Source organism: Spirochaetae bacterium HGW-Spirochaetae-1 (genome assembly GCA_002839375.1).
In the GTDB taxonomy this organism is placed as follows: Bacteria; Spirochaetota; UBA4802; order UBA4802; family UBA5550; genus PGXY01.
Genome location: PGXY01000003.1, coordinates 188,235 through 203,590 on the forward strand (window position 1 = coordinate 188,235; position 15,356 = coordinate 203,590).

Here is a 15,356-nt window from a genome sequence, read left to right on the forward strand (position 1 = left end):
TTATACACACTTTATATCTTATGCTTGGAGTATAAAAAAGCAATCATGAACAAACTAAATCATTATAAATTCTTTCAGGTGCATTTTAGTAATGAATAAAAATATTTTACAAAAATCCAGCACTTTCTTTACGATTATGCTTTTAATAATGATATCTCTTCTATCCACACGGCAAGCTGGCTCCCAGACCATGCCCTCACCCCTGGCTGCCGATGGAGGTCCCGACTGCCACCTCTATAAGACAGATACGGTAATCCTGGAAAATACCATACTCGATGATGGGAGCGGCATTGCGCCTGCCAACAGCATCACCACCGGTTTAAACCAGTTCCATTCGCCCAATCTCAAGTTCTTTTTCATACCTGTATCCTGGTCCATCACGAACAACCTTGCCGTGGATATTACCTTGCCCTTGATGCATAAAATGCTCATCGATAACAGTAATGACATATCAAAACTTGCCTTCGGTGATATAAAGATAGGCCTGGCAGCCAGCTTCCCCTTTGCATACGATACAGTCATATTATCAACTCATCTCAATACAACAATTCCCACAGGAGACAGCAATGCAGCGGTAAATAGTTCATTCTTAACACCCTTGGGATACGGCAATTTTACATTTTCCCTGCTGCAGTCACTTTCAGTCAATGCTCCGGAAATACATACCAGGTTTTTCATCAACGCCGGCGGCATTCTGTATCTTCCGACCGAGTATTCATATTCGATTGCGAATATATACATGGTGGACCTGAGCTATGCCGTATCTTCCATGCTGGGTTTTGAATTTACCCGGTTTAAAAATCTCTCATTATCTCTTAAGGGCAACGTTGTTTATATTCCTGAAAGAACTTATAAGGAAAAAAATGAAATAACCGGCACCGTTTCTTCCAAAAATGACGTCAATGACCTGCTCGTGACCTCTGATATTATTGCTGCATCAACATACTCCTTCAGCAACAACATCAAAGGAACCATGATGATCATTTTTCCAATGTGGACAAAACAAGACGGGGATCTAATAAATACATCTGACCGGAAATGGAAAATTTACCTGGCAATTAATAAAGTTTTTTCACTATCAGATTCAGGAAATGACTCTGTACCAATCCCCAAAGCTAGACCGAGTAAAACAAAAAAGAAGAAAAAGAAGAAAAAAACTTACTAATTATGCCAGCGATTTACAATAATCCATGACTAAAAACGAATGACATCGACCCTGAAAAAAATTAGAAATAAATTGATGCTTACAGCAGCGATACTGTTGATTAGCACTATAGCTGCCTACACATGGGATTTTGTCCTTCAGGGCACTCTGAGTGAAACCTTCGATGACAATGTCAACGCCTCAGCTGACGACCAGGAATACGATTTTCTCACAAACCTCACGGCAGGTATAGGAGTTGAGCATGAAGGGAAAACATACACCTTTTCACTCCTGGCGCATGTTTACCAGGATATATATGCCCGTGACACCTCTTTGACAAACAATTCACAGGATATAACAGTAACAATCAACAAGCAATTCACCGAACTGACAGGATTCAGCATCAATAACGTATTTCACCACTACCCGGAGCCGCGTACCTATAATTACGCTTTCGGCCTCACAGGAGGAAGAAATACCTATTTTAACAATACCACAACCTGTTCTTTCCAGACCCAGCCTCTCCGTGTATTTCACCTGGAAGCCTCGTATATATACGGTTTCACAAAATACCAGAACGACGAGCTCATTGATTCACGCAATCATACTGCCAGCGGCACGTTAGGATACCACTGGAGTTCAGCCCATTTTACTTATGCGTCTTATAGTTATACATACACCTTGTATGATACTAACGAAAAAATACCTTTGCATTCCGCATTCCTGGGACATACCATGTATTTTACCAGGCAGCTCTACGCCAATGTACATGCCGGGGCTGATTATTCGGTTACAGATGCAGGTGCAACTTATGGCCCCAACATCCTTCTTTCTCTCATTGATGATATTGATGAAAACAACCAGTTGAACCTAACTTTCGCTTATGGACAGTCCTTGAATCCTTACGACGATGAGGTATTTGAAAACTGGAATATTTCTCTCAATTTTACCCGGCAGGTCCTGGAAAGGCTCCACTTTGCCCTTTCGGCCTTTTATGGACAGGGTGAGTACAGGGAATCGGGAACAAGAAACAGCCTTTTAGGGTTGACAACAAATTTATCCTATGAGATTAAAGAAAATATATTTGGGTCAGTTTCATATAACCTGAGTAGAAATGGAACAAGGCTTGAAAACGCCGAAGAAACAGCTTATTTTAGGAACAGAATCACCATATCCTTGGGTGCCACAATATAGAATATTTTTGATTGATTACGACATATAGCAGGTAGATTCATGACATTTAGGATTCTGAAAAAATTTGTTATTTTAACTCTCTCTTCCTTATGCATACTATGTCCTGGTGAAATAAAATCGGCCCAGAACGAACAATACATAGTAGGTGTGGGTGATATTCTTGAAGTAAACATCATCCAGCCGGAACAATTACAAACGCGCACAACAGTCTCCCCTGGAGGCGACATTTCAATCCCCTACATCGGCAGTGTAAGAGCGAAAGGCCAGACCATAACGCAACTGCAACAAACAATCCAGTGGCGTCTGGCCAATGGATACTTCAAATATCCCGTTGTCACTGTTTCGCTGATAGAATCCCGAAGTAAAAATTATACCATTTCGGGTGAAGTGGTAACTCCCGGGAATTACCCCCTGGGAGAAAATACGACCGTACTGAAGGCCATTTCTATAGCAGGCGGGTTCACCCGCTTCGGTTCATCAAGCCGCGTAAAAATTCTGCGGCCTCGTCAGGACAGGCCCGGGTATAGGCAAATAAAGGTTGATATCAAGGCCGTCATGGACGGTGATGCCAGGGCTGATATAGTCATAGAGGCTGGAGACATTATTGTTGTTTCCGAAGGAATTTTTTAAATAATATTAAATTACATTGAATAGCAGAGTTATTTCAAATGAATTTATTAAAAAAGATGATACGCTGGATTGCTTTTAAATATGGTCGATTGTCCGGTCTTTATATAAAATTTTGCCAGCCCTCTGGAGATGAATATGCAAAATATTTGAAAAAGCATGGTCGATTCAGGTCAATTGGAGATAATTGTATAATCTATACTTTTACTAACATACCAGACCCAGAGTTGGTTCGAATAGGAAATAATGTTCTGCTAAGTGGTTGTTCCCTGTTCGCACACGATGGCTCGATTGCAATACTGAATCGAGCCTATAACGTTAAGCTGGACAAGGTAGGTAAAATCGATATAAAAGACAATGTATTTATTGGGCATGGAGCCATTGTCCAGCCTGGAGTAACCATTGGTCCAAACGCCATTGTAGCCGCAGGCAGCGTTGTAGCATCTGATGTAACAGAAGGAACTATAGTAGGCGGTGTACCTGCTCGCCCTATTGGGAAAGTTGACGACCTTGTTGTAAAACTTAAAAAAGAAACAGAACAATTACCCTGGAATGACTTGATTCAAAAACGTATCGGGGCTTATGACCCAGCTTTAGAGCCAGAATTAAAAAAGAGACGAATCGAATATTTTTTTGGTGATAATTAAACCATCCAATAAATTTGATTTATCTTATGGATATACTACTGATTATACGTCTCGCACTTTCAAAATTTTTCTCGTCAGACGTCAGTAAAGTTATTAATATAATTCTGATCCCAAATGACACACTAAAATAACGATAGTTAAAAATATTATAGAATCCATGTTTAGAAAAACCTTCGCTGAAATAGACCTGAGAGCAATCGGGAATAATATCAAGGTACTAAAACAAAAAGCGGGCAATGATAAAAAAATTCTTCTGCCCGTAAAAGCCGATGCCTATGGGCATGGCATTGTTGAAGTATCAAGATATGTCGAAAAAAACAGTCTCATTGACATGCTCGGTGTTGCTACTCTTGATGAGGGTATTGAACTGAGAAATGCCGGCATCCGCCTGCCCATTCTTGTACTTGGCCTGATTATACCTAACGAGGAATCAATACAAGCTATACTTGATTATGACCTTACACAGGTTGTTGCTAACATACTATTACCAACTAAAATATCACACTTGGCTAGACTGAAAGGTAAAAAAGCCAGGGTTCATTTAAAGGTTGATACCGGTATGGGCAGGATTGGATGCAGGCCCGAGGATGCAGCAGAAATAGCTGTGGATGTAGCCTCTCTTGAATCAATTCAACTTGAAGGTATATGTACACACTTTCCAGTGGCAGACGAAGAAGATACAGCATTTACCACCAGACAGATCAAGACATTTGCAAATATCCTGATTCAGGTTGAAAAGCAGGGAATCCATATTCCCCTCAGGCATAGCTCAAACAGCGCCGGAATTGTATACTTTCAAGATGAAACAGTAAACATGATAAGGCCTGGAATAATGTCCTATGGATACTTTCCTGCACCAGGCATTGATTTGAATGGCGTCAAGCTTGAACCTGCCATGTCATTAAAAAGCTGTATCATTTTTTCCAAAAGAGTCTCCAAAGGCGTAGCCCTTTCCTATGGATTGACTTATACCACACCCGCAGATTCTAACATAGCCACTATCGCAATAGGATATGGAGATGGTTACAGCAGGTCTCTATCAAACAGAGCAAAAGTAATCATCAGGGGCAAGACCTATCCCGTGGTGGGCAGAGTCACCATGGACCAGCTTCTGATAAACCTGGGAAATGATGATTATCCTTTGGGTGAAGAAGTAACTCTTTTTGGAAGGGAGATTGTCACGATCAATACTATTGCGGACTGGACAGGTACCATCTCATACGAAGTAACCTGCAGTATATCCAAGAGAGTTCCGAGACTATATAAGGAATAAATTTTTGAAATCTCACCATTAATTGCTGTTGAAAAATACAGAATGGATAATTTTATAAGTGGCTTAATTGATAGCATGATTTGATTATTCCCTGAAACCGTTCTTTGATAGAAAAATCCTTGCTTTTTTTCTAGTATATTCTTCCATAGTTTTTCCTGTCATTTTATAATCAATATATTTCTTCATTTTTTTAGAGAGGATTAATAATGTGCAATCCTGGTAATGACAATAATTCCCCGGGCAGAGAATCCTTAAAAATTAATTTCATATTACCGCGATCATCTCTTGCCGGGGGTATTAAATCCAATAAATTGATAGCCGAAGCCCTTGTCCGTCGGGGACACGATGTGCGGATCATCTACATTTCAGCTCCTGCACAGAGACCCAAGATATGGCGTATACGCACTTATATAAAACGAATATGGAATGATATTAAATATAGAAACAAGATCGGTCATCATCTTGAAGAATCAATCACCAGGCTTATTCCTGTAAATTCCAATATAATAAAACATCACGATGTACCCGATGCTGATGTAACCATCGCAACCTGGTGGGAGACCGCAAAATGGTTAAGCACGTGGCCTGAAACAAAGGGATTGAAAGCTCATTTTATACGAGGCTATGAAATATTTGCTGGAAACCTTGAAGAGATCAAAGCGGTTTATCGACTACCTTTATTTAAAATTGTTATCTCCAAATGGCTTCAAAATATAATGGAAGATGAGTATGGGTATAAAAATACCCTGCTGGCGCCCAATGGCGTAGACCGCGATCAGTTTCATTCAACACCTCGTTCAAAGACAAAGATACTAACAGTTGGTTTTATGTATAGCCGCCATGTACTTAAAGACATCGAAACTACTTTAGCTGCTATAGTAAAGGTTCAAAAATATTTCCCTCAACTCAAAGTAGTTTCTTTCGGCGGAAAAGACCTTGACAGCAATCAGTATTTCCCATCAAATTTCGAATTTCATTTATCTCCACCACAAACACTGATACCGGAATTATATCGTTCTGCTGATTGCTGGATCATTTCTTCAAAGTCAGAAGGCTTTTACATGCCCGGGATCGAAGCCGCTGCATGCCGTTGTCCTCTCGTTTCCACCCGCTGTGGTGGTCCCGAGGATTATATTGAACATGGAAAATCCGGCTATCTTGTAGATATTGGCGATTCAGATAGAATGGCAGAATATATTAAAAAGATTTTAGAACTTGACGATAAAAATTGGCAAAAAATGAGTGAAGCAAGCTATAAGAAATCACTTGAATTTGACTGGGATTTGTCGGCAGAAATCCTGGAGAAGGCCCTTTTGAAGGAGTTGGCTAAAAGAAAAAATGATGGACCGTGTAAATACTAATTGACATGAGGCTTTCTTTCCGTAAATCAATGAATGTTTTATTCCAGATCATAATTAATTCAAATAAGAAAAATACTCAGGAAATAACTACCGTCTATGTCTGCAGATAATATCGATGTTGTCATTATAGGACGCAATGAAGGAAAACGACTCATTGCCTGCTTCAATTCAATTATCGGGCAAGTCAATCGTATCATATATGTGGATTCCGGTTCCACGGACGGCAGTGTAGAGAATGCACGCCAGATAGGCATTGAAGTAGTTGAACTGGATATGGCAATACCTTTCACTGCAGCCAGGGGACGGAATGCGGGACTTGCAAAACTGAAAGAATCAAAACCCGTTCCGGAATTTGTCCAGTTTATCGATGGGGACTGTAAAATAGCCGATGGATGGTTCGAAGCAGCCCTGGCAGGCATCAATAATCATCAGGATGTTGCAGCAGTATTCGGCAGAAGACGAGAAGAATTTCCTGATAAAACACCCTACAACAGGATTGTAGACATGGAGTGGCAAAGGCTTGTTGGGGAATCCGATTCCTGCGGCGGCGATGCACTCATGCGGATGAAAGCCCTGGAAGAAGTAGATGGCTATAATAATTCTCTTATTGCAGGTGAAGAGCCGGAGATGTGTCTTCGCATGCGGAGAAAAGGATGGAAAATTGTAAACATCGGGCATGAAATGACCATCCATGATGCGAATATCACCCGGTTCGAACAAATGTGGAAACGAAGTGTACGCTGCGGACATGCCTATTTTGACGGCTTCCTGATGTATGGAAAATCCAAAGATCGCTATAGAACTCATGAGGTGGTTTCAGTCCTTTTCTGGGCTCTGGTCATCCCCCTGATATCAATTGGGCTGATCCCGGTTTCAAAAGGATTGAGTTTACTTTTATTATTCAGTTATCTTTTGCTCTGGTATCGCCTGAGGAAATGGCGGCTGAAAATGAAAAACAGCCCTGCCCATGCATCGCGATATGCAGCTTTTTATACTGTAGCAAAATTTGCCGAACTCCAAGGAATGCTTCAGAATTTATTTAAAAGAATGACAAACAAAAAAGCTGAAATCATAGAATATAAATAACAATAACCAGAAGCCAATGAAAGAAATCAGCATCATCACGGTAACATACAATTCCAAAGATTATATCGGGGAGGCATTTCGCGCCCTGGAAGCACCCTGTAAAGATGGAATTGTGGAATGGATTGTTGTTGATAATGCCAGCCAGGATGACACTGCAGACTTTATCAGCAAGGAATTCCCCTGGATTGAAGTAATAAAAAGTGAAGAGAACCTGGGATTCGGGCGGGGGAACAATCTTGGAGTCCGACATTCTCAGGCACCATATATTCTGTTTTTAAATCCCGATGCTGTTATTGATATGCCTACTATTGAATGTATGCTCACTTTCATGAAAGAAAATCCCAAAGCAGGTATTACAGCCCCGGCGATTATTGAACCGGAAGGAACGCTTCAACCCTGGTTTTTATTTCCAACACCGCTGAGAATATTCATCAGAGCGATCGGTCTTGACCGATTGTTCAAACAGATGTTTTATATAAATCCCGGTTCTCTACCCCAACTGGTAGAATGTGTTGGAGGCGCTGTTTTTACGGTTCGGAGAGATGTATTTGAAGAATTGAGCGGTTTTGATCCAAAATTTTTTTTATACTGGGAAGAGACGGACCTCTGCCTGAGAGCAACTCAAAACGGCTGGGAAATATGGACCATTGGCGAGGCGGTTGCGCGACACACCAATGCAGTCAGTGCAAAAACACATAATAAACCCATGTTCGCTGGCTGTATTTCCGAGCATTTTTTCCGGAGTCGTTACTACTATCTTCAAAAACACTATGGAAAGCTGCACGCATGGCTGACGGAAACTGTGGAGCTGATTTTATTATTCATATATTCTCTTGCTGGCAGGTTGACAAATCGTTCATTTAAGTATAAATTAAGAGAACGTCTATCGGGAACCCTTTATAAGCTCCCGGAAGATGTCCAGTGAGACTGGATAGTTAAAATCAGTTAATACAACAAGCAATAATAATGATATGACTACAACATCAGCTACCATTGCAGGTTCGGCAGAAGAGAACAGCGTTACCCGGATACAGGCATCCCGACAACAGCAGCAGATCTGGATGCTGCAGCAGTTGTATCCAGACAGTCCAGCCTATAATATCTCAACCGCTTTCAGGATAACAGGGAAACTGAATGTTGATGCCCTGAATCAGGTGTATATCAAATCAGTATGCTCTCATGATATCCTCCGCACATATATCCACATGCACCAGGGAGAACTCCAGCAGGTCATCGCACCAGGCGGAAACATCTCAATGATACAAGAGACACTTGAGACCGGGAATGATCCGGATGTAAATGAATCTGTTAAACGATATATCCAGGAAAGGATATCGGTACCTTTTGATCCCGGGAAGGCACCACTTGTCAAGGCCTTTTTGTTGCACATAACGCACAATGATCACCTGTTTTTACTTGTTGCCCATCAGGCAGTGATGGACCATGCCAGCATCGATTCACTGCTCCGGTATATGTCAAAGCAATACTCCCATTTTTACAAGGGATCTTCTTCCGTAGAACTGTCAGAACCGGTTCAGTATTCCGATTATGTCAAATATCAACTGCAGCAGATTGAAGATACTTCTTGTACCGAAAAACTCGGATACTGGAAAAATGCCGTATTGAGTCCTGACGGTTTTATTGATATACCTGTTGCACATACACGTCCCTCGACTCAGTCCTGGGATTTAGAAAAATTTGACTACAACCTTCCCGGTCATCTGGCAACTGATATCAGCAAGCTGTCATTAGAAATGAATATTTCATCTCAATCTGTTTTTCTTGGAATATTTAAAATCCTTCTGTTCCGTTATACAGGGAATGGAAGTTTTTCCATCGGCTTTCCTTTCTTGAACAGGGACATGGAAAGATTTAAAGATTTTGTTGGCCCCCTCGAAAATATCCTGCCTTTCACCTGCGACATATCCGATTCACCGGCAGTAAGAGAGGCGCTGATCAGAACTCAAGAAGCGTTGCACGAAGCATCAAAGCATCAGGACGTTACCTTCGATTCGGTTGTAGAGAACATCAAGCCACAGCCTGACCCCAGCTATAATCCCATATTCCAGGTTGGATTCCGATTCTTTACCTCCCCCCGCCTGAAGCTGGATGGACTGGAAACAATTATATATGACTGTGTTAATCAGGCTCCCGGCATAGATCTGGTCTTTAACGTTATTGAAGATGGAGGAAAATTTACATTACAGATCATCTTTAATCCCACGCTGTTTGATCTTGCAGCAATTAATGCCTTTGCTGAACAATATGAGACTCTGCTTCGCGGGGCTTCGGCATCGAAAGATATTTCCATATCACTGATCAACCTGCTTCCTGAAACTGAAAAAAATAAACAATTGATCGAATGGAACAATACCGGGAAGCCTTATCCGAAACATAGAAAAATACATGAGTTTTTTGAATACCAGGTATCACTGAATCCCGACAGTCTCGCCGTAGCTTTTGAAAAAAATACCCTTACCTACAGTGAATTGAACAAGCGGGCGAACCAGCTGGCGCACTTTTTACAGAAATTCAACGTCGGTCCCGGCATACTGGTAGGCATATACCTGGAGCGGTCATGTGAAATGATGGTCGCATTGCTGGGTGTTCTGAAAGCGGGCAGCGGCTATATTCCCATGGACCCAGAGTATCCGAGGGACCGCATCGCGTATATTGCCGAAAATTCTAATGCGCCGGTAGTGATAACCCAGAAATCCCTGTTATCACTTCTACCTGAAACAAAGGCATCTATTATCTGCCTGGACAGGGACTGGGGTGAGATTGAAGCATGTCCAACAGACAAGTTCCCCGACAATACAGGACCCGAAGATGTTGCTTACGTTATCTACACCTCGGGCTCGACAGGCAGGCCCAAGGGGGTCCAGATACCCCATGGTGCTGTCGCGAACTTGATGGCCAGCATGGCACGGAAACCGGGAATGAGCGCCGATGACATTCTCGTCTGTGTTACCACCTATTCCTTTGACCTGTCCGTCCCGGACCTGTACCTGCCGCTTTATACTGGTGCCCACACAATATTCGTTAAACGGGAAATCGCCGCAGATGGTGAACAGCTCTCGAAAATACTGAAAGAAACAAGGGCAACCTTCATGCAGGCAACCCCTTCCACGTGGTCACTTCTTCTGGATTCCGGATGGGAGGGTTCAAAAGAGCTGACGGCTCTGTGCGGCGGAGAAGCATGGCCGGGCAAGCTTGCAAAAAGCCTGGTTCCCAAAGTCAAGGCTCTGTGGAACATGTACGGACCGACTGAAACGACGGTCTGGTCAACCTGTCATCATATCGCAACTCCCGATACACCAGTCCTGATCGGTAGCCCCATGGATAACACATCTGTGTATATTCTTGATCAAAACAAGCAGCTGGTTCCCATAGGAGTTCCCGGAGAACTTTATATCGGCGGCCACGGCGTTTCGTTGGGCTACCTTGGCCGTCCTGATCTCAATGAAGCCAGTTTTATCACAAATCCCTTCAACATCGAAGGCCATCCAAGAATTTATAAAACAGGTGATTCCGTCCGCTGCAGACATGATGGAAACCTTGAATACCTGAACCGGCTCGACAACCAGGTAAAAATCCGCGGACTGCGAATCGAACTGGGGGAAATAGAATCGGTGCTTCTCAAGTTTCCCAATGTAAAGCAGGGTGTTGTTGTTGTAAGGGAAGACAATAAAGATGACAAACGCTTAGTCGGCTATTTTGTCTCCGGTGATAGTAAAAAAATTAGTGAGAAAGAACTCCGTGAACATTTAAAAAAAACACTGGCTTCATATATGGTCCCTCATAATCTTGTCCAGCTTGATGAACTGCCCAGAACCCCCAACGGTAAGGTAGACCGCAAGGCGCTGCCGGTTCCCCAGCAGACCGCGACAGACGACAAGGCGCCCTACAAGGACCCGGCCGATTTGATTAAACTGCCGCTGGAAGATTGGTTTTATAAACCTGTATGGAAGCCAACCCCTTTGCATTCCCATGCCGAGATGCCGCAGGCCGCCACATGCCTGATTTTTCTCGATGAGGACGGAATCGGAGAAAAACTGGCATCCAGCCTAAGGGAAAAAGAATATGATGTCATTACCGTTCGTTCTTCCGATACCTACTACAAGTTCAATGAAGAGGAATATTGTATCAACCCCGAACAGGGGCTTACCGATTATGCATCCCTGGCAGCTGATATTGCGGCAAGCGGGCGGTTCCCCAATCGAATTGCCCATCTATGGATGTTGACAGGAGAGGAAATATACAGACCCGGATCGAGTTTCTTCCACAGAAACCTGGAGCATGGATTTTACAGTATATTGTACATGCTGCAGGCATTCAACAGGCAGGGATTGACTGGTAGGAGTCAATTGCTTGTCGCCCTGAATGGTTCTCAAAAAGTATATAATGAAAATACACCTTACCCGGAAAAAGCATGCGTACTGGGACCGTGTATGGTTATAACCCGGGAGTTTCCTCAAATTAAAACAAGTATGGTCGATTTTGATTATCCTGTTAAAAGATCTAAAATTTTTCTGAATCCTAAAACTCATGCCAACAGGCTGCTCAAAAAACGTTGCGTCAAGAGACTTGAAAATGAGTTGCTGTTTCCAGCGGAAAACGAGGTTATCGCATATCGTAAAGGACGGCGATTCATAAAGCAATACGAGAGAGTCGCCCTGCCGTCTTCTTCACCGGCCGTGCTTCGTGAAAAGAGAGTATACCTAATTGCCGGAGGTCTGGGAAAAAAGGGAAAAGCAATAGCGCGATATCTCGCCGAACATATTCATGCACATCTCGTCATTGTCGATAAAAAGAAGCTTCCCAACAAAGAAGCATGGAATAATTTCCTAACCGGGGATGGGAAAGATCAGTCTATTGTCGATAATATAAATACGCTTCGTGAACTTGAATCTTATGGTCAGGAGGTTTTATTTTATTCTGCCGATGTTGCAGACGCCGGCCAGATGCAAAACCTGCTTGATGCTATTAAAATGAGACTTGGCGCTGTCCATGGCGTTATCCATGCAGCATCCATAAATACGACAGGACCGATATTTACACAGAACAGCAACAAGCTGGAACATTCCCTTTCTGCCCGGATAACGGGAACGCTGGTGCTGGATCAGCTTTTCCGGGAATCTCCCCTGGATATATTCGTTTTATTCTCAACAAATGATACCGTAACAGCAATATCAGGAAAGGTTGCTGCTGTGGGAGCAGGCGCTTTCATGAATGCATATACAGAAAATTGTTCCGTGAACAAAAAAAGGAAAACGATCTGTCTGGATTGGGGAGAATGGCGGTATTTTGAAACTCAACTGACTCCATCAGGAACCATGATGACTGATAATAAAAAATTCCAGGATTACATACGCAGGCAGGGGATAGAACCCCATGAAGGCCAACTGGTTTTCGAAAAGGCCCTGGGAAAACAATCCGGTGTGCTGGTCGTTTCTCCGGTCAGCCTGCCTGACTACATATCGGAAATTGAGCAAAGGTACTCGGGTATCGATAGAGATGAATTGGTCGAACCTCGGGATGATATTGAACGAACCCTGGTTGAATACTGGAAAGAAATCATTGGCATCAGGCACTTAGGCATACGGCAGAATTTCTTTGACGTTGGCGGGCACTCATTGACAGCTGTCCGTCTTTTTGCAAAAATAAAACAGAAATATTCTGTTCAATTCCCCTTGGCCGTATTATTCAAGGCTCCAACCATAGAGGCCTGTGCAAAACTGATTCGTGATGAAATCCAGGGGAAAAGCGAAGGAGAAGCAGGCCAGGAATTTAAGTTCCTTGTAAAGATGCACGATGGCCCGGGAAACAATGAAGTTCCCATATACATTGCAGCCGGTGCCTTTGGCAATGTACTGAACCTCAGGCATCTTGCGCAACTAATTGGTAATGATCGACCTGTTTACGGAATACAGGCGAAAGGATTACTGGGCTGCGAGCTCCCTCATGAAACCTACGAGACAACAGCAGCCGATTACCTTAAAGAAGTGCGGCAGGTTCAGCCAAAGGGCTCGTATTTACTGGCCGGATTCTGCTCAGGCGGAACAATCGCATATGAGATGGCGCAACAGCTCACAGGTGATGGTGAAACCGTTTCTCATGTCATCATGCTGGATACTATCTCCCCGGACTGGAGGGAGACTCTTACAAGAAAGGACAAGATTACCTTTCATTTAATGAATCTCAGATGTATCGGAATTAAATACCCATTTACCTGGTTTATCAGTCGTGTTAAATGGGAGTGGAAGAAAGTTGAGGAAAAGCTTGGCTTGAATAAAGAGAAAACAGGTCCGGCTGTTTTCCAGGGGAGGGCAATTTTTGATGCCACACTTAGAGCAGAGGACCGGTATAAACCGAAACCATATGACGGTAAAGTGACCCTTTTCAGACCGAAACTGGATCAATACATCCACCTTGACGGCGGTCGAGTGATAAACAGGAAGAGGGAATTCGTGAGACCCGATGGCGGATGGTCACCTCATATAAGGCATTTTGACATTCAGGAAATAGCCGCGGAACCGGGAGACCATGATGGTTTTGTCCTTGAACCGGCAGTGCGCGATTTGTATTTTAAAATGAAAGCAGTATTGAAAAACTAATAAACAGTAAAATAAAAAACTGAAACGTTAATGCATCTTAAATCCAACTCGAATATAATCATTGATGACTCCCGCAGTAAGTTCCTCCCGCCAGTTCAATCGGTTTTGTTTTTTTACAGCAGTAATAAAACCTTCAATTGTATTATGCAATCCAAGTGTTGTTGCATAACTGCCAATGGTTCGTTCCGGATCGATGAATTTTCGTTTCCAGAAAACAGCACTGGCTTCACCTGAAATGGTTGCCCATTGAGCAAGTGTTTGCCGCACCCCGCTAACGCAGAACCATTTATCCCCCTTGCCACTGAAATAACGATTATTTTGATACACAACATTAATAAAATTACCCTGATGATCGATAAGACATGAATCATGGGAAGGATCAACAATGGTGTTATTTGATATTACGATGTGCTTCCATTCATCTTTGGGAATGACGTAAAGTGAACGTTGTTTTAGATTGTAAAATACATTCCCTCTTATGGCGATATATGATTCTGAATTACCTCCAAGCCGAATACCATAGGCGTTGGTGTACCAGGGTTGGTGAAGAAAGTAATTCTTTTCGATAATAGTGTTATTGTTATCCTGTACATCCAGCATCCAGGAAAAATTTCGTTTTGTCGAATTACATTTTCCAATCTGAGTAAAAACATTATCCCTGATTGTCACGCTTGAAAACCGATGTTTTTCTTTAGTGTTGCCTCCAATACTTAAACCAATTTCGCCGCCAGCCAGCAGGTTATTTTCAAACACCAGGTGATTCGTATCACCGATCTCGTCTGACCGAATTTTAATGCCCATGCTCGAGGCTCGTGTAATGATATTCTCACGCACAATCAGCCTGTTAGCATTGAGATACATATTGTGGTTATACATGGTGGCACATGCAGTAACTATTTTATTATTCCAGCCGTTGTGATCAAAGATATTGCCTTCTATGGTGAGGTCTGTAACGTGCGATGCATACATGCCTGAAGGACGATAGGCTGCGTTCTGGCCACAGGTATTTACATGATAGTTGTATTCAATAATGTTGCGTCGTATCTTCACATTTTCATAATGGTATTGACCATAGGATTGTATAATCAGTTCACCATACAGGATATGACAGTCTTCTATTAAAAGCCCTGTTCCGCCGCCTACATAGCGGAATCCCCCCCCGGTAGCCCCGTCAAAGGCGGGATCGCCGGGTATTTTTGTAAACGATACGATTTGCAGACCAGTAACAGCAACAAAGCTGCGGGACTGGCCATCATGGTCAATGAAATGTCCTTTGACTTCGATACGGGGCCGTCTGGAAGATTCTCCATAAGACCCAATTACCAGGGGGTGCACTGCATCCAGACCTGATTTAAACTGACCCAGACTTTCTCCGCGCCAGGTATCGCCCCGCTGCAACAGCATGAA

General features: G+C 42.8%; 10 protein-coding genes. 9 read left to right on the forward strand and 1 reads right to left on the reverse strand.

Annotated features, from left to right (window positions below; all coding sequences use genetic code 11):
* The first annotated feature begins 190 nt into the window (after positions 1-190).
* The 9 genes from CVV44_05470 to CVV44_05510 all read left to right on the forward strand — a co-directional run bounded on the left by CVV44_05470 (position 191) and on the right by CVV44_05510 (position 13,949).
* A complete protein-coding gene (locus CVV44_05470) occupies positions 191-1,165 on the forward strand; it encodes a hypothetical protein (GenBank protein ID PKL39671.1) in 975 nt (324 codons plus the stop codon).
* A 39-nt stretch (positions 1,166-1,204) separates the two neighbouring features.
* A complete protein-coding gene (locus CVV44_05475; GenBank protein PKL39672.1) occupies positions 1,205-2,338 on the forward strand; it encodes a hypothetical protein in 1,134 nt (377 codons plus the stop codon).
* 39 nt (positions 2,339-2,377) lie between these two features.
* The gene (locus tag CVV44_05480; protein PKL39673.1) at positions 2,378-2,968 is read left to right on the forward strand and encodes a polysaccharide export protein, outer membrane; all 591 of its coding nucleotides are present in this window, start codon (positions 2,378-2,380) and stop codon (positions 2,966-2,968) included.
* A gap of 38 nt (positions 2,969-3,006) precedes the next feature.
* Complete coding sequence (locus CVV44_05485) at positions 3,007-3,612, forward strand: acyltransferase (protein ID PKL39674.1); 606 nt, start codon at positions 3,007-3,009, stop codon at positions 3,610-3,612.
* A gap of 157 nt (positions 3,613-3,769) precedes the next feature.
* A complete protein-coding gene (gene alr, locus CVV44_05490; GenBank protein ID PKL39675.1) occupies positions 3,770-4,885 on the forward strand; it encodes an alanine racemase in 1,116 nt (371 codons plus the stop codon).
* Between the two features lie 206 nt (positions 4,886-5,091).
* Positions 5,092-6,246, forward strand: a complete 1,155-nt coding sequence (locus CVV44_05495) for a glycosyl transferase family 4 (GenBank protein ID PKL39676.1) — start codon at positions 5,092-5,094, stop codon at positions 6,244-6,246.
* 96 nt (positions 6,247-6,342) lie between these two features.
* Positions 6,343-7,332: a glycosyl transferase gene (locus CVV44_05500; GenBank protein PKL39677.1), complete on the forward strand. Its 990-nt coding sequence runs from the start codon at positions 6,343-6,345 to the stop codon at positions 7,330-7,332.
* 16 nt (positions 7,333-7,348) lie between these two features.
* Positions 7,349-8,257, forward strand: a complete 909-nt coding sequence (locus tag CVV44_05505; protein ID PKL39678.1) for a hypothetical protein — start codon at positions 7,349-7,351, stop codon at positions 8,255-8,257.
* 46 nt (positions 8,258-8,303) lie between these two features.
* Positions 8,304-13,949 carry a hypothetical protein gene (locus tag CVV44_05510; GenBank protein ID PKL39679.1) on the forward strand — a complete coding sequence of 1,882 codons (5,646 nt, stop codon included), beginning with the start codon at positions 8,304-8,306 and terminating at the stop codon, positions 13,947-13,949.
* 27 nt (positions 13,950-13,976) lie between these two features.
* Here CVV44_05510 and CVV44_05515 read toward each other — a convergent pair whose 3' ends face one another.
* Positions 13,977-15,353 (reverse strand): hypothetical protein, encoded by a 1,377-nt coding sequence (locus tag CVV44_05515; GenBank protein PKL39680.1) that lies wholly within the window; start codon positions 15,351-15,353, stop codon positions 13,977-13,979.
* Positions 15,354-15,356 lie beyond the last annotated feature (3 nt).